The sequence below is a fragment of the Arthrobacter sp. ISL-65 genome, from assembly GCF_018613795.1.
Classification (GTDB): domain Bacteria; phylum Actinomycetota; class Actinomycetes; order Actinomycetales; family Micrococcaceae; genus Arthrobacter.
The window spans coordinates 58,763-81,257 of record NZ_JAGGPN010000005.1; the positions used below are offsets into that span (position 1 = coordinate 58,763).

Below are 22,495 nucleotides of genomic sequence, written 5' to 3' on the forward strand. Positions count from 1 at the left end.
AGTCTTGCCGCAGGCTTTCTCGAGCTCCCAATCGAAGGAACCCACGACAATGCCAGAAACTCCGCCCTCTTTGTCCGTGACCGGCCCGCCCCGGGCAGCACCCCGGCCTGTGTACCCGCCTGTGAACCCGGTAGTGCCCCAGACGGGGCAGCTGCACGATGCTTTCCAGAACCAACTGGTGCTCAACTACCTAGATCTGGCGGAATCGCTCGCCTCGCGATTTGCAGCCCGGGGACGGGAGCGCTCAGACCTGGTCCAGGTGGCCTACCTGGGGCTCATCAAGGCCGCCCGCGGCTTCGATGAAGAGAAGGGCGAAAGCTTCCCTGCCTACGCGGCGCCCACCATCAGCGGCGAACTCAAGCGCTTCTTGCGGGACCGGTGCTGGACCGTCCGGCCGCCGCGGCGCATCCAGGACGTCCGGACGCAGCTCCTGCACACTGCCCCGGACCTGGCCCAGTCGCTGGGCCGTGTTCCCTCGGCGCAGGAATTGGCCAGCGAACTGGGCGTCACCCCGGCTGACGTCCGGGAAGCGCAGGCAGCCGGCAGCAGCATGCATCCCGACTCGCTGGACAGCCCGGATCCCTGGGGCGGGCCAACCATGGGCGAGGGGCTGGTCTCCCCGGACCAGCCGATCGAGCACCTCGAAGAACTCGTCTGCCTCCACGAGGCAATCCAGGAGCTGGACCCTGACGACCGGGAGATGCTGTACCGGCGCTACTTCCGCGAGGAGACCCAGGTGGAACTCGGCAAACGGTTCGGCATCTCCCAGATGCAGGTGTCCCGGCGGCTGTCCCGGATCCTAGTCTGGCTGCAGCGCCGGCTGCTCGATGAGGAGGATGGGGACGGCGGCAGCGCCCGCAGCGCCAGGGCGGGCAGCGATCGGGCCAGCGCGGATCAGGCGAGCCGGAGCTGCCCCACAGCCGCCAGGACATCCTCCACTGAAACTGCCAGCAGGGCCGGATCAGGAGTGGCCGCGAAGGTGTCGCCGCGGCGCACCTGAGCGTCAGTCAGCACGATGTGCGGTCCCGGCGGCGGCCCCCAGACCTCGGCCGGGGCCGGACCGAAAAGCACCACCGAAGGCCGCGAATACGCTGAGGCGAGGTGCGCCGCACCGGTGTCCGCGGACACCACAAGCCGGGACTCCGCGATGGCGGCCATGAATTCGGCCAGCCGCAGCCGCCCCGCCAGGACGTGGTTTTCCGGGAGCCCCGCGAGCCGTGCAACATCCAGCGCCCGCCGCCGTTCCGCCGAGCTGCCGGTGAACACCACCCGGTGGCCATCCTCTGAGAGGGTGCGGGCCACTTCGGCAAAGCGGTCCTCGGGCCATAGCCGGCTGCCGTAGGCGGCCCCCACGTGCAGCACCGTGGCCCCCGGGCACGGGCTGGGAACGGCCGGCGGGAGGAGACGGAAATCGTCAGGTTCTGCCTCGATGCCGTGCCACTGCAAGAGCCTGGTCCACCGCTCCCGCTCATGGATTTCCTCCAACCAGGCCGGACCCGGCCGCGCGGAGGTCCGGTGGCCGACGATGGTCCTGGGCCGGACGGCGGCGAGCCGGGCCTCGCTTTCCGGTCCGCTGCCGTGCAGGTTCACGGCGACGTCGACCTTGCCGGCCTCGATGGGGATCGGAACATCGAGGCCGTGGGTGGGAAGCAGGTCATAGCCGCCCACGAGCGCCAGCGCATCTTCCAGCCAGTCCTGGGCCGCATAGAGCATGCGGTGTTCCGGATAGGCGCGCCGCAGGGCGCGGAGAGCCGGCACAGCAACCAGCAAGTCGCCCAGCTTCAGTGCCCGCAGGACCAGTAGGACCGGTTGTTCGTGCTTGGCGTTCGGTGCTCCCACTGCCGTCCTTTCTCGTCTTCAGGCCGGCCCGGCTCGGCCGCCTGTCGAGGAGTCTAGCGGAGAAGAAGTAGGCAGCCTTTTGTTTAGGTCTCACGTGGGCGGGGAACGAAGGGGATATGGCAAGTGATGCTTCTACGCTCAAGGCTGTGCTTTTCGACCGGGACGGGACGCTTGTGGTTGACGTGCCTTACAACGGCGACCCGCAGAGGGTCACGCCCTTTCCCGGTGCGCGGAAAGTCCTCGACGAAGTGCGCAGCTTGGGACTGGCCACCGGCGTGCTGAGTAACCAGTCGGGCATTGCCCGCGGCCTCCTGACAGCCGAGGAGGTGGACAACGTGAACGCGCGGGTGGAGGACCTGCTGGGCCCTTTTGACGTCTGGGAGGTCTGCCCGCACGGGGCCGGGGACGGCTGCCTGTGCCGGAAGCCCGCGCCGGGCATGATCCACAGCGCCTGCCGGCGCCTTGGCATCGAGCCGTCGGAGGCGGCGTTCATCGGTGACATCGGCAGCGACGTCGAGGCGGCCGTGGCCGCCGGTGCACGGGGTGTCCTGGTTCCCACTCCGCAGACCAGAGCCGAAGAAGTCGAGGCCGCCGCCGAGGTAGCCGCGGACCTCGAGCAGGCCGTCGCGCTGTTGTTTGGGGAGCTGCTGCTCCGGGGACCGGTGCTTCGAGGACCGGCATGAGCAGGGTCCTGGTGGCCCGGCTGGACAGCGTCGGTGACGTCCTCCTGGCAGGCCCGGCAGTCCGTGCCGTGGCGAACGGACGGCGGGCCGACGGCGGCAGCCCCAACGACGTCGTCGTGCTTTGCGGACCGCAGGGCCAGTCGGCAGCCTCGCTGCTGCCCCACGTGGCCGACGTTTATTCCTGGGATTCCCCGTGGATCAGCAACCCCGCTCCGGCGGTCACAGGACCGCATCTGGACTCGCTGGTGGGCTATGTCCGGAATTCCCGCATCACCGAGGCAGTCATCCTCACCTCCTTCCACCAGTCGCCGCTTCCGCTGGCGCTCCTCCTGCGCCTGGCCGGCGTGGAGCGCATCACCGGCGCGTCCACTGACTACGCTGGCTCCCTCCTGGACGTCAGGCTGAAACCCGGCGAGGACTTTCCCGAGGACCAGCCGGAGTCCGTGCGGGCGCTCGGGATCGCCCGGGCGGCGGGCTTCCGGCTCAAGACGGGTGACGACGGAAAGCTCATGGTCAAGGACCCTCCCGGCATCCGGCACCTGGTGGGGGAGGGCCCCTACGTGGTGGTCCACCCGGGGGCAACGGTCCCAGCCCGGGCCTGGCCCCCGCTGCACCATGCGGCGGCCGTGGAGCTGCTGGAGGGCGCCGGCCACCGGGTGGTGGTGACCGGCGGTCCGGGGGAAACAGCCCTCACCGCAACCGTGGCCGGCCCCTCCGCCATCGATCTGGGCGGCCGGACGGATTTGTCAACGTTGTCCGGCGTCCTCGCCAACGCGGACGTCGTGGTCACCGGAAACACGGGGCCCGCCCACCTGGCTGCCGCGGTCGGAACCCCCGTGGTGAGCCTGTTTTCGCCAGTCGTGCCGGCCGTCCGCTGGGCGCCCTACGGTGTTCCGCTGGAACTGCTGGGCGACCAGAACGCGCCGTGCCGGCTCAGCCGCGCACGCGACTGTCCGGTACCGGGACATCCCTGCCTCAGCTCTGTTTCGCCGGAGCAGGTGGTGGAAGCGGTCGAACGCCTGCTGAGTGGTGTCTCCTCCCTCAGCACACGGAGAAAGGTCCGGAAACAATGAGAATCCTGCTCTGGCACGTGCACGGGTCGTGGACGGACGCCTTTGTCCGCGGCCGGCACGAGTACCTGCTGCCGGTCCTGCCCGGCGGCGGTCCCTGGGGGCTGGGCCGGGCGGGCCGGCCCTGGCCAGCTTCCGTGCGGGAGGTCGCGCTCGCGGAGCTGGACGCCGGCAGCATTGACGCCGTCGTGCTTCAGCGTCCGGAGGAAGCCGCGGAGGTGATGCGCGTCCTGGGCCGCCGGGCCGGCGTCGATCTTCCGGCCGTGTACGTGGAACACAACACCCCGAAAGGTGATGTTCCCTTCACCGTCCATCCGCTCGGGGATCAGAACGGCATCCCGATCGTCCACGTGACCCATTTCAACGAGTTGTTCTGGGACAGCGGCCGCGCACCGACCAAGGTCATCGAGCACGGCATCGCGGACCCCGGCTGCCTTTACACGGGCGAGGTTCCGGAGCTGGGCGTGGTGGTCAACGAACCGGTGCGCCGCGGACGGGTGACGGGCACGGACCTGCTGCCCCGCTTCGCCACCGCAGCCCCGCTTCAGGTCTTCGGCATGGGCGGCGACGGGCTGGCGCAGGCTACGGGAATTCCTTCGGCGCACCTCACGGTCCGGGGCGATCTGAAGACCGCGGAGCTCCACCGTGAACTGGCGCGCTGCCGGGCATACCTGCACCCGTTGCGCTGGACTTCCCTTGGGCTGGCGCTGCTGGAGGCGATGCATCTCGGCATGCCGGTCCTGGCGCTGGCCACCACCGAGGCGGCACGGGCCGTCCCGCCTGAGGCAGGCTGCATCTCCACTGACGTGGAGGAGCTGCGCCGGTGTGCCCGGCAGCTGGTCCACGATCCGGAGGAGGCCCGACGGCGGGGCCAAGTTGCCCGGGAGGCGGTGCTGGAGCGCTATGGGCTGGAACGTTTCCTGGCCGACTGGGATGAGCTGCTGGCGGATCTTGTGCCGGCCCGCGGCGGAGGGAAAGTGCAGGGGGAGGGGCGGCAGCAGGGGTCTTTGGAGGGGGCGGCATCCGGCGATGCAGCTTTGAAGGGGTCCGGACCGGATGCCCTCACCGCGGCGCGAGAAGGGAATATGCATTGAAGATCTCAATGATTTCGGAACACGCCAGTCCTTTGGCAGCGCTTGGCGGAGTGGACGCTGGCGGCCAGAACGTCCATGTGGCGGCCCTTTCGTCGGCACTGGCCCGTCGGGGCCACCGGGTAACGGTCTACACGAGGCGTGACTCGCCGGATTTGCCCACGAGGGTGCGCGTGCATCCCCGGCTCGAGGTGGTGCACGTGGACGCCGGGCCGGCCGAACATGTGCCTAAGGACGAGCTGCTGCCCTTCATGGGCGCCCTGGCGGACGGCGTGGTCCAGGACTGGGGCGACTCGCCGCCGCACGTGGTGCACGGCCACTTCTGGATGTCCGGCGTCGCCGCGCTGGACGCCGCACGCCGTGAGCCGGGCGGCTTCCGGGTGCCCGTGGTGCAGACCTTCCACGCATTGGGCACGGTCAAGCGCCGCCACCAGGGCGCCGCCGACACGAGCCCGGCCGAGAGGCGTTTCCTCGAACCGTCCGTGGGCCGGTCGGCGGACCGGATCGTGGCCACGTGCTCCGACGAAGTGTTCGAGCTGAGGGCGATGGGGATCGATACCCGCCGGGTTTCCATCGCCCCCTGCGGAGTGGATCTGGAACTCTTCTCCAGCGACGGTCCGGCCGACCCTCCCTCCCGCTCCCACCGCATCCTGTCCGTGGGCCGCCTGGTCCCGCGCAAGGGCATGGATCTGGTGATCCGCGCGCTGCCGTATCTGTTGCAGGCGGGGTTCGACGACGTCGAGCTGCTCATTGTGGGCGGCGACGCGGACGCGGGCGGGCAGGATCCGGAGGCGCGCAGGCTGCTGGACCTTGCCCGGGACCTCGGGGTGGCGGGCCATGTGGAGCTCCGGGGCCAGGTGCCCCGGGAGGCCATGCCCGGGGTCTTCCGAAGTGCGGACGCTGTGGTCTGCACGCCGTGGTACGAGCCCTTCGGGATTGTTCCCCTGGAGGCCATGGCCTGCGGCGTTCCGGTGGTCGCCGCTGCGGTGGGCGGCCTGACGGACAGCGTGGTGGACCGGGGAACCGGACTGCATGTTCCGCCGAAGGATCCGGAAGCCATCGCCGAAGCCATCGGCACCTTGTTGGCCAGCCCGGACCTTCGCGCCAAACTCGGGCGCGCCGGCGAACGGCGGGCCAAAGCCCGCTACTCCTGGAGCAGAGTCGCCGCGGAAACCGAAAAGGCCTACCAGGTGGCTATCGCAGGCTCTGCGGACGCTGGCAGCCTGGAACCGATGGAAGGAGCGGTACTGTGACTCCGGAATCCCTGCGGGAGGCTGAGCTTCCTGCCATGCACCGGGTTGGCACACCGGGTTTTCCCTCTCCGGACGCGGTTTCCTCCCCGGAGGAGGCTGGGCACGACGACGCCCGGCACCACGCCAGCCCGGGCCCCCGGGAGGCAGTGCGGACCCACCTGGAGAACGTCCTGCCCGCCCTGCGGTCCCTGGAAAGCCAGGCAGACAGGCTGGCCGACTGGGGCGTGGAGCTGGCCCAGCGCCTGCTGAGCGGGCAGAAACTGCTTGCCGCCGGGAACGGCGGGTCCGCAGCCGAGGCGCAGCACCTGACTGCGGAACTTGTGGGCAGGTTCGACGCCGAGCGGATGCCCTTTTCCGCGATCTCCCTGCACGCGGAGAGTTCGGCCGTCACGGCGATTGCCAATGACTACGGCTACGAGGAGCTCTTCGCCCGGCAGGTCCGCGCCCACGGCAGGTCGGGGGACATCCTCGTGCTGCTGTCCACGAGCGGCCAGAGCCCCAACCTGCTCCGTGCAGCCGAGGCGGCCTCCAGGTTGAACGTGACCACGTGGGCCCTGACCGGGCCGGCGCCCAACCCGCTGGCATCCTGCTGCGATGATGCCGTGGCCATCGATGCCATCTCGGCCAATGCCCAGGAGGGGCACCTGATTGCGCTGCACGCCATTTGCCGGGCCTTCGAAGCCGAGGTGGCCCGCAAGGGCCGGGGTGTTCCCGGACCGGAGGTTGATCGCGGATGAGGATCACAGTGGTTGGCGACGTTTTGCTGGACGTGGACCTTACCGGTGAGGCAACACGGCTGTGTCCCGATGCGCCGGTGCCAGTGGTGGACGTCTCCGACGTCCGGCGGCGGGCCGGTGGTGCCGGACTAGTGGCCAGGATGCTGGCCCATGACGGCCACCGCGTCACTCTCGTGACAGTGCTTTCCGACGACGACGCCTCCCTCGAGCTGGAAGGCGCCCTCGCTGGGGTGCATGTTGTCTCCGGGCCCTCCGGCGCCAGGACCCCGGTAAAGACCCGGGTCCGGGCAGGCCGCCAGCCGGTGGTGCGGGTGGATGAGGGATGCGGGCGGCCGGAGGTGCCGGCGGCGACGGCGGGCATGCTCAGGGCGCTGGAGCGCGCCGAAGCGATTGTTGTGGCCGATTACGGACGCGGTGTTGCCGCGAACCGGGAGATCCGCGACCTCCTCGCCGCCCGTGCCGGCGTCATTCCGATCGTGTGGGATCCGCACCCCTCCGGCGCCGCACCCGTGCCCGGGGTGGCCGTGGTGACCCCAAACTTGTCCGAGGCTGCCAAGGCCGCGGACTCCGGTAGCGGTACGCCTGCGGCGATTGCCGCCATCGGCACCCTGCTGCTGGACCGCTGGCAGAGCCAGGCGGTCCTTGTGACCATGGGGGAGCAGGGCGGCACCTTATCTCAGCGCGACACTTCACCCTTGGCCATCCCGGCGCCTCCCACCGAAGTGACTGATCCCTGCGGCGCCGGCGACCGGCTCGCGGCCAGTCTGGCCGTGCACCTGGCAGAGGGCTGCAGCCTCAGTGACGCCGCGGAACGAGCGATCAATGAGGCGGCAGCCTTCCTCGGTGCCGGCGGGGTGGCCTCCCTGCCGGACCGCCACCGGCCGGTCTGGCACCACAGCCGCGAGGAAGACGCCCTCGGCCTTGCCCGGCGGGTGCGCGCCAACGGTGGAACCGTCGTAGCCACGGGAGGCTGCTTCGACCTGCTGCACGCCGGCCACGCCCGCACACTGGCGGCAGCCAGGGACCTGGGCGACTGCCTGATCGTGTGCCTGAACTCGGACGAGTCGGTGCGCCGGATCAAAGGTGAGCAGCGGCCCATTGTGAGCCAACAGGACCGAGCCGAGCTCCTGCTGGCACTCGAGAGTGTGGACGCCGTCCTGGTCTTCGGGGAGGACACCCCGGAGGCCTGCCTGGAAACGCTGCGGCCGGACGTCTGGGTGAAGGGCGGGGACTACCGCGCGTCGGAGCTTCCCGAGGCAGGCCTGGTCGAGAGCTGGGGAGGGCGCTGCATGACGGTGCCGTTCCACCAGGCCCGGTCCACGTCCGTCCTCGCGGACGCCCTGGCGAAGGTCAGCTGACCTACATAACAAATCTTGAACTAGTCCCAAGCGAAAGGAACACCATGACTGAATCGACTTTCAAGCCCGGCCGGGTGCTGGTAACCGGCGGCGCCTCCGGACTGGGAGCCGCCGTCGTCGATGCCGTACTGAAAGCCGGCGGGACGCCGGTGGTGCTGGACCGGGACATCCGGAACGTCGCCGCGGCGAAGGCCTTTGAAGTGGACGTGTCGGACCGCGTTGCCGTGACCGAGGCTGTCCGGCAGGCAGCCGAAACCCTGGACGGGCTGGACGCCGTGGTCACCGCTGCCGGCATCGACCGGTGCGGCAAGCTGGAGGACGTGGCCGCAGAGGAATGGGAACGCGTCATCGGCGTCAACCTGATGGGCACGGTGTCCGTTGTCCGGGCGGCCCTTCCGTACCTCAAAACGTCGCGCGGCCGGGTGGTCACCATCGCGTCCACGCTGGGCAAACGGGCGCTGCCGGAGGCCACCGCCTACTGCGCCTCGAAATTCGGCGTAGTGGGCTTTAGCCATTCGCTGGCAGCCGAGACCGGCGGCGAGATTGGCGTGACCACCATGATTCCCGGCGGCATGAAGACGCGCTTCTTCGACGACCGCGCCGAGCAGTACAAGCCGCAGGACGACTCACGCCTCAACGACCCCGGCAACGTGGCGCAGGCAATTCTGTTTGTGCTGTCCCAGCCCATCGGCTGCGAGGTCCGCGAAATGCTTATCTGCCATGAGGAAGAGGGTTCGTGGCCGTGAGCTGGAGAACATCCTCGTAGACTTCCCCGGGTTCGACGGCCTTAACGGTGGACTCGTCATGCGGGCACCGTGGGGCCGTCCATCCGACCTGGGTGACGTCCACGCCGCACACCGGGCAGCGCGTGACCCAGCCTAGCCGGACGCGGTGCTTGCTGCGGCCCAGCGGGGCAGCGTTGATGGCATTGCCCGCCCAGTAGATGCCCACTGTGGAAGTGCCGAGGGCCTGGGCGAGGTGGCGCGGTCCGCTGTCGTTCGCCACCACGACGGCGCTGCCCGCCAGCAGGGCGGCAAGCTCACCGAGGCTGAGTTTGCCGGCCAGTGACTCTATGGCGGGGCGGGCGGCACCGGACTCGCCCGCAGGGGATTGTTCCGGGCTGGATTGTTCTGCGGCGAGTTCCACCACCGTCTCAGCAAGTTCCTTTTCGCTGCTGTCGCCCACCACGTAAACCCGGAAGCCGTCGTCGGCGGCCTTCCGTGCCACCGCGGCGAAGCGTTCGGCCGGCCAGCGCCGGCGGGGATCGGTCGCGCCCGGATGGATGACCAGCACGCGGCCCTGCCCGGGCCCGCAGTTGCCTTGGCCCGGCCCGTCGTTGCCCTGCCCATGCCCGCCGTTCCCCAAAGGCAGGTCCTGGGCGAGCTGCTGGCCAAACTCAGGCAGCGCCTCGAGCCTCGCTTCCAGCTCACGGGGAGGGGCCCCGGCGAATCCCGCCACCTCGAGGGCCCGGAGCGGTTCGTGCTGGTAGTACACGTAGGGCACGGTCCGCTCCAGGGGAGCGGCGTCCGGAGTTCTGGTCCCCACGGCATGCCGGGCGCCGAGGCGCAGCAGGAAAGGATTCGAGTACCGGCCGCCGCCGTGCAACTGGACGGCCAGGTCGAAGTTCCTGGCGCGCATCGCTGCAAAGAACCGCTCCACTTCGTCGTCGTCTTCCGGCCCCGGGCGGACCCCTTCGGCGAACGGCAGAATCACCGTCTCATCCACGGGTCCCACCGTCTGCGCCAGCAGTTCAGCATGTACCGGGGTGCCCAGCAGGGTGACGCTGGCCCCAGGATAGGCGGCCTTCAGGGCTGCCACCGCCGGGAGGGCAAACATCAGGTCGCCCAGCCCCCCGCCACGGAGAACGGCGATGCGGGAGACACCGCTGAAGGGTTCCAAAACCGGGCCGATTCCGTGCCCTGTGATGCGTGCTCCGCCGAAGTCGGCGTTGAAGAGTTCCATGGTGTCAGCCCTCTCGGCTCCGGATCGTTCAGGTCGGGATGCGTTCAGGTCGGGATCAGTTCAGTGGGCCCACCCTACGGTGCATCGGGCCTGTTGTGCCAGCTCAGAAAACCCGGCCCGCCAGCTGAGTATGACCCGGCCCGCCGGCTCAGTAAGACCCGCCTTCCAGCTCTGAAAACTCCTGCCGGAGGCGCGTGTAAACCTCCCGACACCGGGGTACGGATCACCTCAGAGAGGGCGGGAACGGACGCCCGGCAACACCGAGCAGCATGCCTAAAGACCAGTGCCTTGAGACCAGTGCCTTGAGACCAGTGCCTTGGAGACCGAGAATCGAAGGACCAGCGTCTGGAGACCCAGCGCCTGCAGCCCCCGGTGGCACAGGCCAAGCCCCAGTGAGGAGCCACATGCAATCCACCATCACCAGTGAGTTGGCGAATGCTGAAGACACGCTCACCATCCTGAACCCGCGAACCGGGGAAACCGTCGGCAACCTTTCCGTCGCCGGCGCAGATGATGTGGCAGGAGCCGTGGCGGCGGCCCGCGCTGCCCAACCCGGCTGGGCTGCCACGCCTCCCGGGGAGCGGGGCCAGCTGCTGCGCGCGGCCGCCCGGGCGCTGGAGGCGGCCGCTGCCGAACTTGCGGATCTGAACGCACAGGAGACCGGCCGTCCGGTGGATGAGGCCCTGGCCGGTATTGCCGCCGGTGTTTCCACGCTGGAGCAGTATGCGGAGCTCGGTCCCGTACACCGCGGCCACAGCCTCCGCGGCAACGCGCTTGCAGCTGATTACACCGTCGCGGAGCCCCGCGGCGTGGCCGTCTTGCTGACGCCGTGGAACGATCCCGTCGCCGTGGCCTGCGGGCTCATAGGGGCCGCCCTGGTTACCGGGAACACGGCCGTTCACAAACCGAGCGAGCGCTGCCCCCACGTGGGAGAGCTGCTGGGGGAGGCGCTGGCGCCGGTTTTTCCGCCCAACGTGCTGGTCACGCTGATTGGAGGGGCCGACGTCGGGACCCTCCTCACGCAGCAGACTGACATTGATATGTTCGCCCACGTCGGGTCCAGCGCGACCGGTGACCGGATTGCGCGCGCGGCGGTGCTGACGGGTGCATATGTGATCAGGGAAAACGGCGGGAATGATCCGCTGCTGGTGGATGCGGACGTGGATCCCGGCTGGGCCGCGGAGCAGGCGGCGATCGGGGCCTTCAGCAACAGCGGGCAGATCTGCACGTCGGTGGAGCGGATCTATGTCCACCGGTCCATCGCCGAACCGTTCTGCCGGGCGCTCGCCGGACAGGCCCGGGACCGGAACACCGAACGCCGGCTCGCGCCGCTCGTGGACACCCGGATGCGGGACGCGGTCCACCGGCACGTGGCCGAGGCGCTGCAGCTGGGTGCCCGGGCCGTGGAGGGCGGCACGGTCCCGGACGGGCCAGGCGCCTTCTACCCGGCCACGGTCCTGTTGGACTGCACCGACACCATGGACGTCATGGCCGAGGAAACGTTCGGCCCTGTCGCTCCGGTGCGTGTGGTGGACAGCTTCGAGGAAGGGCTCACGCTCGCCGCGGCCGGCCGGTACGGACTTGCCGCCACCGTTCTGACCGGCACCATCGCCCACGCCCAGCAAGCCGTCGCCGCGCTGCCGGTGGGGACCGTCAAGGTCAACGAAGTGTTCGGTGGCGCACCCGGCGGAGCCGCCCAGCCCCGGGGCGAAAGCGGGCACGGGTTTGGCTACGGACCCGAACTCCTGGACGAATTCACACGTGTCAAGGTGGTGCACATCGCTGCGCCGCCTGCGCCGGCGGCCCAGGCCCGGCAAGCCAACGACGCTGGGCCAGCCGGCGGGGCAGTGTCAGGTGACGGGGCAGTGCCACCTGAAGGGGCAGTGCCAGGTGACGGGGCAGTGTCAGCTGACGGGGCAGCATCGTGACCGCCGGGACAGCCGGCGCCGGAGGACTCACAGGGGACGACGGCGGCCCGATGTCTTCCAAACCGGAGTTTTCCGAAACTGCGCATTCCTCACCAGCGCCTTCCGAACCTGGGCAGTCCGGACCAGCGCTTTCCGAGCCGGTGCTTTCAGAACAGCGCGGCCTTGCGGCGTGGCTTCCCCGGAGGCTGGCCCAGGAGCATCCTGCCGTCACCGTCGTGGGCGACTTCATGCTCGACGGCTGGTGGACCGGCACGATCGACAGGATGTGCCGCGAGGCCCCGGCTCCCGTGGTGGACATCGCCCGGCGTGACTTTGCCCCCGGCGGTGCCGCCAACACGGCCATGAACCTGGCCGCACTCGGCGCGCGTGTCAGCGTGGCAGGAATCATCGGAGCGGACGACGCCGGCGCGGAACTTCGGCGTCAACTGGTCGCCGCGGGGGTGGACACCACGCTGCTCGCCGAACACCCGGACATGGCCACCCCCACCAAGATCCGGATCAGCAGCGGCGGCCAGGTCCTCCTGCGCTTCGACGACACCGCGGCAACTGTCCCGCCCGACGCCCTGGCGACGTTTACGGCGGCGGTTCCCGCCGCCGTCGGACACCAGAACGCGGTGGTGATCTGCGACTACGGAACGGGCGTCCTCGCAGAACCGGTCCGCGGCCGGCTCATCGAATCCCTGGCCGGGCGCGGTCAGGACACGCTGGTGGTGGTGGACGCGCACGATCCGCGCCCGTGGGCCGGACTCGAGCCGGACCTGGTCACGCCCAACGCGCAGGAGGCCGCCCGGATGCTTGACCTCCGGCTGGGCAGCGGGCCTGAGCGCGCGGCGGTGGTGACCGAGCACGCCGGCGAGCTGCTGCAGGCTACGGGAGCACGCGCCGTCGTGGTCACGCTGGACCGGGACGGGACGGTCCTCATTCCAGCCGCCGGAAACCCGCACCGGACGTGGGCACGGCCTGCCACCGAGAAGCAGGCCTCCGGCGCGGGCGACACGTTCGTGGCTGCCCTGACCCTGGCGCGTGCGGCGTCGTTGCCGCTGTCGGCCAGCCTGGACCTGGCGCAGGCCGCTGCGGATGTGGTGGTCCACCATCCCGGCACGTCGGTGTGCGGCACGGACGAGCTGGGCCGCTACCTGGAGAGCTTCGGGGACGCCGCCGTGACGGCAGACGAACTGGAGCGGCACATCCGGGCCCACCGCAACGACGGCCAGCGTGTGGTGCTGACCAACGGATGTTTCGACGTCCTGCACCGCGGGCACACTCGTTACCTGAACCAGGCCAAGCAGCTCGGCGACATCCTGGTGGTGGCGCTCAACAGTGACGACTCCGTCCGGAAGCTCAAGGGGCCGGGCCGTCCTATCAACAGCGTGGCGGACCGGGCGGCCGTGATCGCCGCCCTGAGCTGCGTGGACTACGTGACCGTCTTCGACACCGCGACGCCGATTCCTCTGATCGAACAGCTGCGTCCGGAAATCTACGCCAAGGGCGGGGACTACACGCCGGAGATGCTGGCCGAAACCGAGGCCGTGGAGGCGTACGGCGGCACGGTCAGCATCCTCGACTATGTGGCCGAGCGTTCCACCACGGCGATGGTCCAGCGCATCCGCAACGGCGAGGGCGCCCCTGTCCCGGAGGGGTAAAACGCTGGCTGGGCCTGCCGCCCGCCGGTGATCGAGCTCTGACCCGGCACGCCCCACCACCCCCCGGTCAACTAGGCTTGAAGCATGACGGAAGCGGCGGAGAACTGATGGCACGGCGCACCAAGTCAGGCGGAAAGCCGGGTTCCAACGCAAGCAGTAAAACGGGCGGCAGAAGAGGCACGGCAGCGGCCTCCGAGGTGCTGGAAGTTCCCAAGGGAGCGCGTGCCGACCGCCCCGTTGAGGGGGTCTACTACATCGACACTGGCGACTGCGAGCTCATCGCCGACCAGGACAACTCCACGGGCTGGCTCCTGCGCATCAACGGCGTGATGAGTTCCCACATTGACCTTGCCGATCCGCTGTTCCTCGACTTCGAGTACATGCGCTGGATGTCCGCCCTCATCGAATCCCGCTGGCAGCCTGAGACCAAGCCCAGGCTGCGGGGTCTGCACCTGGGCGGCGGAGCGTGCTCACTGGCGCGCTACTTCCACGCGGCCTACCCGGACGCCCGGCAGGTGGTGGTGGAACTGGACGGGAAGCTTGCCGAGTACGTCCGCGGCTGGTTCGACCTGCCCAAGGCCCCGCTGCTGCGGCTGCGCGTCGGCGAAGCCCGCGCCGTGACCGAGACCCTCACCCCGGACACCCGAGACTTCATCATCCGGGACGTCTTCGCCGGCGCGGTGACCCCGGTTGCGCTGACCACGGCCGAATTCAACGAAAATGTCCGGCAGGTACTCGCCCCCGGCGGTATCTACGTGGTGAACTCGGGCGACGGTCCGGACCTGAAGAATGCCCGTGAGGACGCCGCCACCATCGCGGCCGCCTTCGAACACACCATCATCATCGCGGATCCCGCCATGCTGAAGGGGCGCCGCTACGGCAACATGGTGATGGCCGGCAGCGATCAGCCGTTCGACGACGACCCACAGCTCGCGCGGCGGCTCCTGGGCGGGGCAGTGCCAGCGCACATCTGGAATGACGCGAAGGTGCGTGCCTTCGCCGCCGGAGCCCAGGTGCGCCACGACCCTGCGGCTCGCACAGATGCTGAACCCGGCACGGACGCCGCAATCACCGCCGATCCAGGGCCTCAGCCGTCAGTCAGCGGCTGAGCCGCCGCGTCCTTGCCCGAGCAGCCACTCCCGGTGCGCGGTAGTTTGCTCGCGCAGCGCCGTCACCACGGCAGCGACGGCCGGCCGGCGCATCGACTCCGGGCGCAGGACCATCCAGTAGGGCAGCCGTTCGGCGATGTCCCCGGGCAGCAGGCGCACCAGGTCCTCGTGCCTGTCGGCCATGAAACACGGGAGGAACCCCACACCGGCTCCTGCCCGGGTGGCCTCGACGTGCACAAATACGTTGGTGGAGCTGACGCCGTCGCGCATTGCCGGCACCAGCCGCCGCGGTGCATCAAGATCGTCCACCTGCAGCATAGAGTCCACGAAGTACACGAGCGGATGGGCGGTCAGGGCCTCCACCGACTCCGGCGTTCCGTTGGCCTCGATGTACGAGCGGGACGCGTACATTCCGAGCTCGTACTCGCCGAGCCGGAACGCTTCGGCCCGGTGGACCTGCGGCTCGCCCACCACCACCTCGATGTCCAGTCCCGAGCGCTGCTGGAGCGCCCGGCGGGTGACGGTGACGATCTCGACGCTGAGCCCCGGGTGATCCCTCCTCAGCCGGGCCACCGCCGGAGCGGCGATGTACGCGCTGAAGCCGTCGGTCGCCGTCATGCGTACTACGCCGGTAATCGGGTCAGGCGCGCGGCCTGACGGTCCCAGCGCACGCACCGCCGTTTCCACCTGCTCGGCCACCAGCACGGCCTGAGCGCCGAGCTCGGTCAGCTCCCAGCCCCCGGAGGCCCGGGCGAGAACACGGCCGCCCAAGGCCTTTTCCAGTGCGGCAATCCGGCGTGAAACGGTGGTGTGGTTCAGGCCCAGGACCTGGGCCGCCGTCGTGAACTTCGCCGAGCGGGAGACGGCGAGCAGCACCAGCAGGTCGTCCGGGTTGGCATCCATATCTGCAATTTTGCACGAATCCAGTGCCTGATTGGTCATTGAACCGCGTTCCGTCTGCAGGAATACTCGGGTGAATCGGAAGTGCTGCACGAGGCGGCACGTGTCAGCGTGGACACTTGGAGGAGCAGACTGTGGACGCACAAGGTCCGGACGTGGAAAAGAACCTGAACGGCCGCAAGGCGCTGGTCACCGGCGGGGCCAGCGGCATAGGCGCGGCGTGCGTACGGGAACTGGCCGCCAGGGGAGCCAAAGTGGTGGTGGCCGACGTCGACGAAGCCGGCGCCGCGGCCCTCGCCGATGAGGTGGGCGGCACGTCCTGGGCTGTCGACCTCCTGGACGTCGAGGCCCTGGCTGCGCTGAGCCTGGACTGCGACATCCTGGTGAACAACGCCGGCATCCAGCGCATCAGCCCCATCGAGGACTTCGATCCCGTGGCATTCCGGCGGATCCTGGCGCTGATGCTCGAGGCGCCCTTCCTGCTGATCCGTGCCGCCTTGCCGCACATGTACGCCAACGGCTTTGGCCGCGTCATCAATTTGTCGTCGGTGCACGGGCTCCGGGCTTCCCCGTTCAAGAGCGCCTATGTCTCGGCGAAGCATGGGCTCGAAGGGTTGAGCAAGGTGACTGCACTCGAGGGCGGTGAGCATGGCGTCACGTCCAACTGCATCAATCCCGGTTATGTGCGCACGCCGCTGGTGGAGAAGCAGATCGCGGACCAGGCTCGAGTCCACGGCATTCCGGAGTCCGAGGTCCTGGCGAAGGTGATGCTGACCGAGTCCGCTGTGAAGCGGCTCGTGGAACCCGAGGAGGTGGCATCGCTGGTTGCATGGCTATCCTCCGACGCCGCCGGAATGGTCACCGGGGCCAGTTACACCATGGACGGAGGGTGGTCCGCCCGGTAGTCCCCACCGTCTCCCTAGCCTCGCAAGCTCGGCCAGGGAACCCTGACGGCGTGGGCCCACCCGCCGTCTCCCTAGCCGTCGCGGGCAGTCCAATCTAGCTCTTTGAACCCGTCAGGGCGAGGGTGCCGCCGAGCCCGATCATCATCACCCCGCCAGTAGTGGTGACTGCTGCTACCCGGCGGGGTGAGCGGGCGAACCACTGCCTGGCAGTTCCGGCGGCCAGCGCCCAGACGCTGTCCGAAACCAGCGCGATGGCCAGGAACGTGGCACCGAGCAGGGCGAGCTGGACGGGAATGGCGCCGGCAGAATGGTCCACGAACTGGGGGAGGACTGCCACGAAGAACACAACGGACTTCGGATTGGTGGCCCCCACAATGAAGCCTTCGCGCAGAATCCGCCGGGTGGTCGCCGGCCTGGACGGATCCGGGCCCGCAGGGCCGCCCCGGCGATGCAGCACCGCCTGGATTCCCAGAAAAATGAGGTAAGCCGCGCCGGCAAACTTCACCACGGTGAACAGCAGCACGGACTGCGCCAGCACCACGCCGAGTCCCAGGGCCACGGCCGCGATCTGCAGCAGTTCCCCGGCCGCATTGCCGAGGACACTCAGCAGTCCGCCCCGCCGCCCCAAGGCCAGCGACCGTCCGATGACGAACAGGACGCTTGGGCCCGGGACGGCGATCAGCAATGCGGAGACCAAGGCAAAGGTCAGTAGATTCTGCAGCGGCAGCATGCCTGATGGTAACGCCGGCCGTTGGCGGCCAGCCAGCACCGATGTGCTTTAAGCGGCTGGCAATGAACCAACGGCGCCTCAACTTCGTGCGCTCACCTTAGTGCGCCCGGGGGATCCCCCGGGCCCGGGTTGCCTGAGGCCCGGATGTACTCCTCCACAGCCGACTCCGGTACGCGGTAGGACTTGCCGAAGCGGTCGGCCGCCAGCGTTCCGGCCCGGACCATCCGGTAGACGGTCATTTTGGAAAGGCGCAGGGCCGCGGCCACCTCGGCAATGGTGAGGTAAGCGGTTGGCAGGTTGGCGATGGACATGGAATCGGCTCCTGTTGGTCGTCGGCTGGACTAGGCGGGATGACCCGCCTAGTCCGGCCGCCTCAGTTGCCGGTGGTCGTAGAAGTACACCTGGTCCGAGGACCGGATCCCGATCGATCGGCCGTTCTTGACCACCACGGTGCCTTCCCGCCTGCCGTTGAACGGATCGTCGCCCAGCAGAACGTCGCCGATCCTGTAGGGAACAGCGGCCGTGCGCGCCCGCTGCAGCGTCTGGGCCAGGAAGCCGGACAACCGCCCGGATTGAATATTCTCTGCCGGCGCCCCGGCCTGGATTTCCAACATGAGGACCACTCCTTCACAGTGTGACCAAAGTTCAAGCACTGGCGGCGCGGGTCCGGTTCATCATCCGGGTTTGATTCCCGGCCGGCTGGCACCGTGTAGTCAACTGTAGGAAATAACCACATGCGTCACACGAGTAACATCTACCTCATTTATCACAACAGGCCCTCGCGTAACAGGCGGTGAGTACCTGTCTTTGCCTATTTTTACTACTTGTTTTGACCGTTTCCAGCTTGGCGCGCCATTTCCGCCGGAATCCTACTCAGTTTTGGCGACCACGGGCAGCGGTGACGTCTCGTCCTCAAGGTGGGCCCGGCGTCGTCCGTTGCCCCTGACCCAAAGCCGATAGGCGGCCACCAGCGCTCCCAGCCACACAGCTCCCACGTACAGCGCCACGCGCGTCTCCTCGAAGAAGCCAAGCACCGCGATCACCAGCACCATGAAGCCAATGGTGAGAACGGACGCCGTCGGCCACCACGGGGAGGGGAAGTCCGACGCCGGCAGGCCCTTCCGGGCGATCTCGCGTTTCATGGCCACGTGGGAGGCGAGAATCATCACCCACACCCAGACCGTTGCGAAGGTGGCAATGGAGGCGATGAGCAGGAAGACATTCTCCGGGATGACCGCGTTCAGCACCACTCCCACCAGGAGGATCCCGGCCATCATCACAACAGTCATCCATGGAACGCCATGCCGGGAAACCCGCCCGAAGCTCTGCGGTGCATGCCCTTGCTTGGCCAAACCGAAGAGGATCCGTCCGGCGCCAAAGATGTCGCTGTTGATGGCGGACAGTGCGGCGGTTATCACCACGGCGTTGAGGATGTGGGGGGCGGCGGGAATGCCCAGGCCGCTGAAGATCTGGACGAACGGACTGCCGTTGCTGCCGATCTCGTTCCACGGGAAGAGGCTCATCAGCACGCCTAAAGTCAGCACATAGAACAGCAGGACGCGGACCGGCACCGTATTGACGGCCTTCGGGATCACCTTCTTGGGGTCGGCTGCCTCGCCGGCTGTGATGCCGATCGTTTCGATGCCGCCGAAGGCGAACATGACGACGGCGAACGAGGCCAGGAGTCCCTCGAAGCCGTTCGGGAACAGACCGCCGTGCTCCACGAGGTTGCCCAGGCCCGGGGCCGCCGTGGCGTCGCCGTTCTGGAAGCCGAACGCGAGGATGGCCGCTCCGCCCGCGATCATGGCGATAATTGCTGCAACCTTGACCAGCGTGAACCAGAATTCGAGTTCGCCGAAGACCTTCACGCTCAGCAGATTCAGCGCCGCGAGAAGGAAGATGATGGCCAGGATCCAGACCCACCGCTCCACGGACGGGAACCAGAAGCCCATGTAGATGCTGAAGGCGGTGACGTCGGCGATGGCCACGATCGCCATCTCGAAGACGTAGGTCCAGCCAGTCACGAATCCGGCCAGGGGGCCAAGATAACGGCTGGCGTACTGCCCGAAGGATCCCGAGACCGGATGCCGCACGGCCATTTCCCCCAGGGCGCGCATCACCATAAACACGGCGGCGCCGCCGATCATGTAGGCGAACAGCACGGCGGGGCCGGCTTTTTGGATGGCCGAGGCCGAACCGTAGAACAGGCCGGTGCCGATGGCGGAGCCCAGCGCCATGAAGCGGATGTGGCGGACGTTGAGCCCGCGGGTCAGGACCGTTCCGACGGCGGTTCCGACGGCGGTGCGGGCCGCTCCGGTCGCGCTTACGGGCGCCAATTCATTTCTTGTTTGGGCTTGTTGCATGCCAATACCTTCTCGTCATTGGGAGGGGGATCGCTATCCAGCAGACCACGTCCGGAGGAGCTGTGATGAGGCTCACGGGCCCTTGGTGTCTTCGATTTCAGACTGTGCGGTGGACTGTGGGGGTGGTACCTCCGCGGTCGTGCACTCCTCACATGGGCCCGCCGACGCGCTTAACTCGTGCGCCGGAAAAATGTCAGTGGCTCGTGAAAGGCTGCGGGTATGGAAAGCAGTGCAGCTGTCGAGACGATGGAGGCCATTGACGCCTCCACTCCGGTGCTGGCTGCTTTTGTCCGCCGCGGGACGGGCGGCCTTGCGTTCCAAGGAACAGATAGCCCGGCGTCGGACGGTGGTGATCCGCTGCGGGAGCAGGCGGATGCCTGCCTGGACGGGCTGACCGAGCTGGCCCGGATGGAGGCCCGGATGGCGGCTTTGAAGGTGCAGCTCGTTGCCGGTTATGCCGCTGCTGAGGAGGCCATGGCGTCGCCGGCCGAGTCCCCGCAGGATCGCACCGTCAGGGAGATGGCCGTGACCTCGGAGGTCGCGTGTGTCCTGACCATCAGCGAACGCGCCGCCGGCGCCCTGCTGTTCGACGCCCTTGAACTGACCAGCGCCCGGCCGCTGACGCTGTTCGCGCTGCAGGCAGGGGCCATGTCGTGGCAGCACGCCCGGATTATGGTCGACGAAACCGCGAACCTCGATCCGGCGGGTGCCGCGGCGTTGGAGGCGCACTTCCTGGACCCGGACGCGCCGGACCGGGCCCGGGGCTGCCCGGCCGGGGAGCTCGTCCCGTGCCGGTTCCGTGCGAAGGTCCGGACCTGGCGGGAACGGCACCACCCGGTCAGCATCGAAAAACGCCACGCCCGCTCTGCGGCGGACCGGCGGGTGGAATACGCCCCGGACCGGGACGGGATGGCTTGGCTCTCGGCTTATTTGCCCGCGGCCCAGGCCGCCGGGATTTGGGAGGGCACCACTGCCGCCGCCCGCGCCATGCAGGGACCGGCCGAGGCCAGGACCCTCACTCAACTCCGCGCCGACGTCACCTCAACCTGGCTCCTCACGGCGGGCCTCGAACAGTCACCGGCCGGCTCCAGCGACGGCAGCACTGTTGGTGGGCCCCGGGTCGGCGTGATTGATGACGGGATCGCCGGTTCCGGGCTGGCCGGGGGTGTGCCCTCGCCCGGAGCCCAGGTCCTTGTCACCGTTCCGGTGTTCTCGCTGCTGGGTCTGACCGAGGAACCGGCCATGCTTGACGGCTACGGGCCGATCCCGCCCTCCATGGCCCGTGCACTCGTAGCCGATGGGGCCCAGTCGTTCCGCAGGGTGCTCATCGACCCCCGCGACGGCGCACCCTTGGAAATCGGCCGGGCCAGCTACCGCATTCCCAAAGCTATGCGGCAATGGCTGCGGCTTCGGGACGCGAAATGCACGTTCCCCAGCTGCAACAACCGCTCCCTGGACAACGACGCCGACCACCTCCTGGCCTGGGCCGATGGCGGCGGCACCGGGATCAGCAACCTCGGTCAACCATGCCCCAAACATCACCGGCTCAAACACAATTCAGCGTGGACACCCACCGCCGCCAGCGCCAACGACCCGCCCGGCTGGACCTCACCCACCGGCCGCCGCTACACCAGCGAACAACCCGACTGGGAACCACCCCACTGGCCACCACCCATCCAAGCCATACTCAATAACCCAGCCGTGCTCAATGACCCAGCCGTGCTCAACAGCCTTGACCCGCGCATGCCCGAACCGCCTGACGATCGCGCCCACGCCTCGCCGCTACCTGCGGGGCAGGATAGTGACTGGTATGCATTGGCTCACGAAGTAGTGCCGGGGGCCGAAGTAGCGCCGGGGGCAGGCCGCGAAGCAGCCTAATGCAGGGCGACTGGGTGTTCAGACCCCTGCATGCCGGCAGCCCCGTCCAGCTCAGCGGCAGCCCCGCACCTCAGCGGTAGCCGCTGGCATCCGCCGGCAGCCCGGCCTCCTGGATCTCCTCCAGATAGCGCCAGCAGTCTGGCCGGGAGCCGTCGACGTCGGTAAAGCCGTACTCCTGCGCAAGCCCGCCGGAGGAGAAGGAGTCGCCGGTCCGTCGGTGCACGTCGGGATCGGCGGCGAGGGCGGCGACCGCCCGGCCCACAAAGCGGGGGCTTTCGGAGATGGCGGCGAAGTGCGGATTCGTGGCGGCCGCCTCGCGCCAATTGGCTTCGGTCACGCCGTAGTGTTCGAGCATCATTTCCGAGCGCATCCAGCCCGGCGTCAGCGCCACGGCCGTGCATCCGAACGGCTTCAGCTCCTCGGCCTGGCTGAAGGCGAGCCGCAGGACGGCTGACTTGGCGAGGTCGTAAAACGCGGAGAGCCGGTAATGCGCAGCGTTGTACTCTCGCGTTCCGTCTGTCATTTCCACCACCAGTCCTCCCGGCCGGCGGATGAGGAGCGGCAGCGCGAAGTGGCTGGTGATCAGGTGCGTGTCCACGGCGCCGTGCAGCATCCTCAAGCCGCCGTCAAGCTCGTGTTCCCACAGGGGCGTGTTCCACTGGATGAGGTTCTCACCGCCCCAAATATCGTTCACCAGGATGTCCAGCCGGCCCTGCTCGTGGTCGATGTGGCGGACCACCGCGTCCACCTCCGAAGCGTTGAGATGGTCCACCGCCACAGCGATGCCAGTTCCGCCGGCCGCACCGACCATGGCGGCGGTTTCTTCAATGGTTTCGGGGCGACGATAGTCGGAGGTCTGGCCTTTCGTAGTGCGGCCGGTGCAGTAGACCACAGCCCCGGCCTCACCCAGGGCCACGGCCGTGCCGCGCCCTGCCCCTCGAGTGGCCCCCGCGACCAGAGCTACCTTGCCCGTGAGCGGAAGTTCCATGGACAAACGCTACCTCCGTGCGCGGGAAAGCGGGATGATAGGCAGGGTAACTGGGATG

At 68.5% G+C, this 22,495-nt stretch carries 21 protein-coding genes; 13 read left to right on the top strand and 8 right to left on the bottom strand.

All coding sequences use genetic code 11. The features are described 5' to 3' along the window. The first annotated feature begins 49 nt into the window (after nucleotides 1–49). Nucleotides 50–1,000 carry a sigma-70 family RNA polymerase sigma factor gene (locus tag J7I85_RS02095; protein ID WP_214845987.1) on the top strand — a complete coding sequence of 317 codons (951 nt, stop codon included), beginning with the start codon at nucleotides 50–52 and terminating at the stop codon, nucleotides 998–1,000. On the opposite strand, the gene J7I85_RS02100 is transcribed toward J7I85_RS02095, so the two are convergent. Then, nucleotides 895–1,839 (bottom strand): glycosyltransferase family 9 protein, encoded by a 945-nt coding sequence (locus tag J7I85_RS02100; RefSeq protein WP_214845989.1) that lies wholly within the window; start codon nucleotides 1,837–1,839, stop codon nucleotides 895–897. The genes J7I85_RS02095 and J7I85_RS02100 overlap by 106 nt on opposite strands. A gap of 116 nt (nucleotides 1,840–1,955) precedes the next feature. Here J7I85_RS02100 and J7I85_RS02105 point away from each other — a divergent pair, with 116 nt between their 5' ends. Genes J7I85_RS02105 through J7I85_RS02135 form a run of 7 tightly spaced genes read left to right on the top strand, consistent with a single transcriptional unit; the run spans nucleotide 1,956 to nucleotide 8,777 of the window. Continuing rightward, nucleotides 1,956–2,522, top strand: coding sequence for an HAD-IIIA family hydrolase (locus tag J7I85_RS02105; RefSeq protein ID WP_214845997.1), 567 nt, complete (start codon nucleotides 1,956–1,958; stop codon nucleotides 2,520–2,522). Further along, on the top strand, nucleotides 2,519–3,595 hold the full coding sequence (locus tag J7I85_RS02110) for a glycosyltransferase family 9 protein (RefSeq protein WP_214845998.1): 1,077 nt from the start codon (nucleotides 2,519–2,521) through the stop codon (nucleotides 3,593–3,595). The genes J7I85_RS02105 and J7I85_RS02110 overlap by 4 nt, the downstream gene beginning before the upstream one ends. Beyond that, entirely contained in the window at nucleotides 3,592–4,686 is a 1,095-nt protein-coding gene (locus J7I85_RS02115) for a glycosyltransferase (RefSeq protein WP_214846000.1), read from the top strand. The genes J7I85_RS02110 and J7I85_RS02115 overlap by 4 nt, the downstream gene beginning before the upstream one ends. Then, nucleotides 4,683–5,936, top strand: a complete 1,254-nt coding sequence (locus tag J7I85_RS02120) for a glycosyltransferase (RefSeq protein ID WP_214846002.1) — start codon at nucleotides 4,683–4,685, stop codon at nucleotides 5,934–5,936. The genes J7I85_RS02115 and J7I85_RS02120 overlap by 4 nt, the downstream gene beginning before the upstream one ends. After that, the gene (locus tag J7I85_RS02125) at nucleotides 5,933–6,673 is read left to right on the top strand and encodes an SIS domain-containing protein (protein WP_308159362.1); all 741 of its coding nucleotides are present in this window, start codon (nucleotides 5,933–5,935) and stop codon (nucleotides 6,671–6,673) included. The genes J7I85_RS02120 and J7I85_RS02125 overlap by 4 nt, the downstream gene beginning before the upstream one ends. Continuing rightward, a complete protein-coding gene (locus J7I85_RS02130) occupies nucleotides 6,670–8,031 on the top strand; it encodes a PfkB family carbohydrate kinase (protein WP_214846004.1) in 1,362 nt (453 codons plus the stop codon). Before J7I85_RS02125 ends, J7I85_RS02130 begins: the two co-directional genes overlap by 4 nt. 44 nt (nucleotides 8,032–8,075) lie before the next feature. Then, nucleotides 8,076–8,777, top strand: a complete 702-nt coding sequence (locus J7I85_RS02135) for an SDR family oxidoreductase (protein ID WP_214846006.1) — start codon at nucleotides 8,076–8,078, stop codon at nucleotides 8,775–8,777. Here J7I85_RS02135 and J7I85_RS02140 read toward each other — a convergent pair. Continuing rightward, complete coding sequence (locus tag J7I85_RS02140) at nucleotides 8,743–9,993, bottom strand: glycosyltransferase family 9 protein (protein ID WP_214846008.1); 1,251 nt, start codon at nucleotides 9,991–9,993, stop codon at nucleotides 8,743–8,745. The two genes, J7I85_RS02135 and J7I85_RS02140, sit on opposite strands and share 35 nt — an antisense overlap. 404 nt (nucleotides 9,994–10,397) lie before the next feature. On the opposite strand from J7I85_RS02140, the gene J7I85_RS02145 reads away from it, so the two are divergent. The 3 genes from J7I85_RS02145 to J7I85_RS02155 all read left to right on the top strand — a co-directional run bounded on the left by J7I85_RS02145 (nucleotide 10,398) and on the right by J7I85_RS02155 (nucleotide 14,673). Beyond that, nucleotides 10,398–11,921: an aldehyde dehydrogenase gene (locus J7I85_RS02145; protein WP_251023822.1), complete on the top strand. Its 1,524-nt coding sequence runs from the start codon at nucleotides 10,398–10,400 to the stop codon at nucleotides 11,919–11,921. Continuing rightward, nucleotides 11,918–13,564, top strand: a complete 1,647-nt coding sequence (gene rfaE2 / locus J7I85_RS02150) for a D-glycero-beta-D-manno-heptose 1-phosphate adenylyltransferase (protein ID WP_308159364.1) — start codon at nucleotides 11,918–11,920, stop codon at nucleotides 13,562–13,564. Before J7I85_RS02145 ends, rfaE2 begins: the two co-directional genes overlap by 4 nt. 107 nt (nucleotides 13,565–13,671) lie before the next feature. Beyond that, a complete protein-coding gene (locus J7I85_RS02155) occupies nucleotides 13,672–14,673 on the top strand; it encodes a spermidine synthase (RefSeq protein ID WP_251023823.1) in 1,002 nt (333 codons plus the stop codon). Here J7I85_RS02155 and J7I85_RS02160 read toward each other — a convergent pair. Then, a complete protein-coding gene (locus J7I85_RS02160) occupies nucleotides 14,659–15,576 on the bottom strand; it encodes a LysR family transcriptional regulator (protein ID WP_214846010.1) in 918 nt (305 codons plus the stop codon). The genes J7I85_RS02155 and J7I85_RS02160 overlap by 15 nt on opposite strands. Nucleotides 15,577–15,728: 152 nt before the next feature. Here J7I85_RS02160 and J7I85_RS02165 point away from each other — a divergent pair, with 152 nt between their 5' ends. Beyond that, the gene (locus tag J7I85_RS02165; protein WP_214846108.1) at nucleotides 15,729–16,478 is read left to right on the top strand and encodes a 3-hydroxybutyrate dehydrogenase; all 750 of its coding nucleotides are present in this window, start codon (nucleotides 15,729–15,731) and stop codon (nucleotides 16,476–16,478) included. Nucleotides 16,479–16,572: 94 nt separating this feature from the next. Here J7I85_RS02165 and J7I85_RS02170 read toward each other — a convergent pair whose 3' ends face one another. From J7I85_RS02170 to J7I85_RS02185, 4 genes are all read right to left on the bottom strand, one after another. Continuing rightward, the gene (locus J7I85_RS02170) at nucleotides 16,573–17,208 is read right to left on the bottom strand and encodes a LysE family translocator (protein ID WP_214846012.1); all 636 of its coding nucleotides are present in this window, start codon (nucleotides 17,206–17,208) and stop codon (nucleotides 16,573–16,575) included. Between the two features lie 92 nt (nucleotides 17,209–17,300). Next, a complete protein-coding gene (locus J7I85_RS02175; RefSeq protein WP_214846014.1) occupies nucleotides 17,301–17,519 on the bottom strand; it encodes a helix-turn-helix domain-containing protein in 219 nt (72 codons plus the stop codon). 48 nt (nucleotides 17,520–17,567) lie between these two features. Then, nucleotides 17,568–17,822: a hypothetical protein gene (locus tag J7I85_RS02180; RefSeq protein WP_214846016.1), complete on the bottom strand. Its 255-nt coding sequence runs from the start codon at nucleotides 17,820–17,822 to the stop codon at nucleotides 17,568–17,570. 255 nt (nucleotides 17,823–18,077) lie between these two features. Beyond that, entirely contained in the window at nucleotides 18,078–19,571 is a 1,494-nt protein-coding gene (locus J7I85_RS02185; RefSeq protein WP_214846018.1) for an amino acid permease, read from the bottom strand. Between the two features lie 219 nt (nucleotides 19,572–19,790). On the opposite strand from J7I85_RS02185, the gene J7I85_RS02190 reads away from it, so the two are divergent. Next, nucleotides 19,791–21,449, top strand: a complete 1,659-nt coding sequence (locus J7I85_RS02190) for an HNH endonuclease signature motif containing protein (RefSeq protein ID WP_214846020.1) — start codon at nucleotides 19,791–19,793, stop codon at nucleotides 21,447–21,449. A gap of 70 nt (nucleotides 21,450–21,519) precedes the next feature. On the opposite strand, the gene J7I85_RS02195 is transcribed toward J7I85_RS02190, so the two are convergent. Next, nucleotides 21,520–22,437 (bottom strand): SDR family oxidoreductase, encoded by a 918-nt coding sequence (locus J7I85_RS02195; RefSeq protein ID WP_214846022.1) that lies wholly within the window; start codon nucleotides 22,435–22,437, stop codon nucleotides 21,520–21,522. Between the last annotated feature and the right edge of the window lie 58 nt (nucleotides 22,438–22,495).

What these genes read in the sequence shown, in the direction of transcription:
- J7I85_RS02160 (WP_214846010.1), bottom strand. Translation starts at nt 15,576, where the DNA reads ATGGATGCCAACCCGGACGACCTGCTGGTGCTGCTCGCCGTCTCCCGC.
- J7I85_RS02185 (WP_214846018.1), bottom strand. Translation starts at nt 19,571, where the DNA reads ATGCAACAAGCCCAAACAAGAAATGAATTGGCGCCCGTAAGCGCGACC.
- J7I85_RS02105 (WP_214845997.1), top strand. Translation starts at nt 1,956, where the DNA reads ATGGCAAGTGATGCTTCTACGCTCAAGGCTGTGCTTTTCGACCGGGAC.
- J7I85_RS02110 (WP_214845998.1), top strand. Translation starts at nt 2,519, where the DNA reads ATGAGCAGGGTCCTGGTGGCCCGGCTGGACAGCGTCGGTGACGTCCTC.
- J7I85_RS02135 (WP_214846006.1), top strand. Translation starts at nt 8,076, where the DNA reads ATGACTGAATCGACTTTCAAGCCCGGCCGGGTGCTGGTAACCGGCGGC.
- J7I85_RS02155 (WP_251023823.1), top strand. Translation starts at nt 13,672, where the DNA reads ATGGCACGGCGCACCAAGTCAGGCGGAAAGCCGGGTTCCAACGCAAGC.
- J7I85_RS02130 (WP_214846004.1), top strand. Translation starts at nt 6,670, where the DNA reads ATGAGGATCACAGTGGTTGGCGACGTTTTGCTGGACGTGGACCTTACC.
- J7I85_RS02190 (WP_214846020.1), top strand. Translation starts at nt 19,791, where the DNA reads ATGGAAAGCAGTGCAGCTGTCGAGACGATGGAGGCCATTGACGCCTCC.
- J7I85_RS02180 (WP_214846016.1), bottom strand. Translation starts at nt 17,822, where the DNA reads ATGTTGGAAATCCAGGCCGGGGCGCCGGCAGAGAATATTCAATCCGGG.
- J7I85_RS02175 (WP_214846014.1), bottom strand. Translation starts at nt 17,519, where the DNA reads ATGTCCATCGCCAACCTGCCAACCGCTTACCTCACCATTGCCGAGGTG.
- J7I85_RS02195 (WP_214846022.1), bottom strand. Translation starts at nt 22,437, where the DNA reads ATGGAACTTCCGCTCACGGGCAAGGTAGCTCTGGTCGCGGGGGCCACT.
- J7I85_RS02145 (WP_251023822.1), top strand. Translation starts at nt 10,398, where the DNA reads ATGCAATCCACCATCACCAGTGAGTTGGCGAATGCTGAAGACACGCTC.
- J7I85_RS02095 (WP_214845987.1), top strand. Translation starts at nt 50, where the DNA reads ATGCCAGAAACTCCGCCCTCTTTGTCCGTGACCGGCCCGCCCCGGGCA.
- J7I85_RS02115 (WP_214846000.1), top strand. Translation starts at nt 3,592, where the DNA reads ATGAGAATCCTGCTCTGGCACGTGCACGGGTCGTGGACGGACGCCTTT.
- J7I85_RS02170 (WP_214846012.1), bottom strand. Translation starts at nt 17,208, where the DNA reads ATGCTGCCGCTGCAGAATCTACTGACCTTTGCCTTGGTCTCCGCATTG.
- J7I85_RS02140 (WP_214846008.1), bottom strand. Translation starts at nt 9,993, where the DNA reads ATGGAACTCTTCAACGCCGACTTCGGCGGAGCACGCATCACAGGGCAC.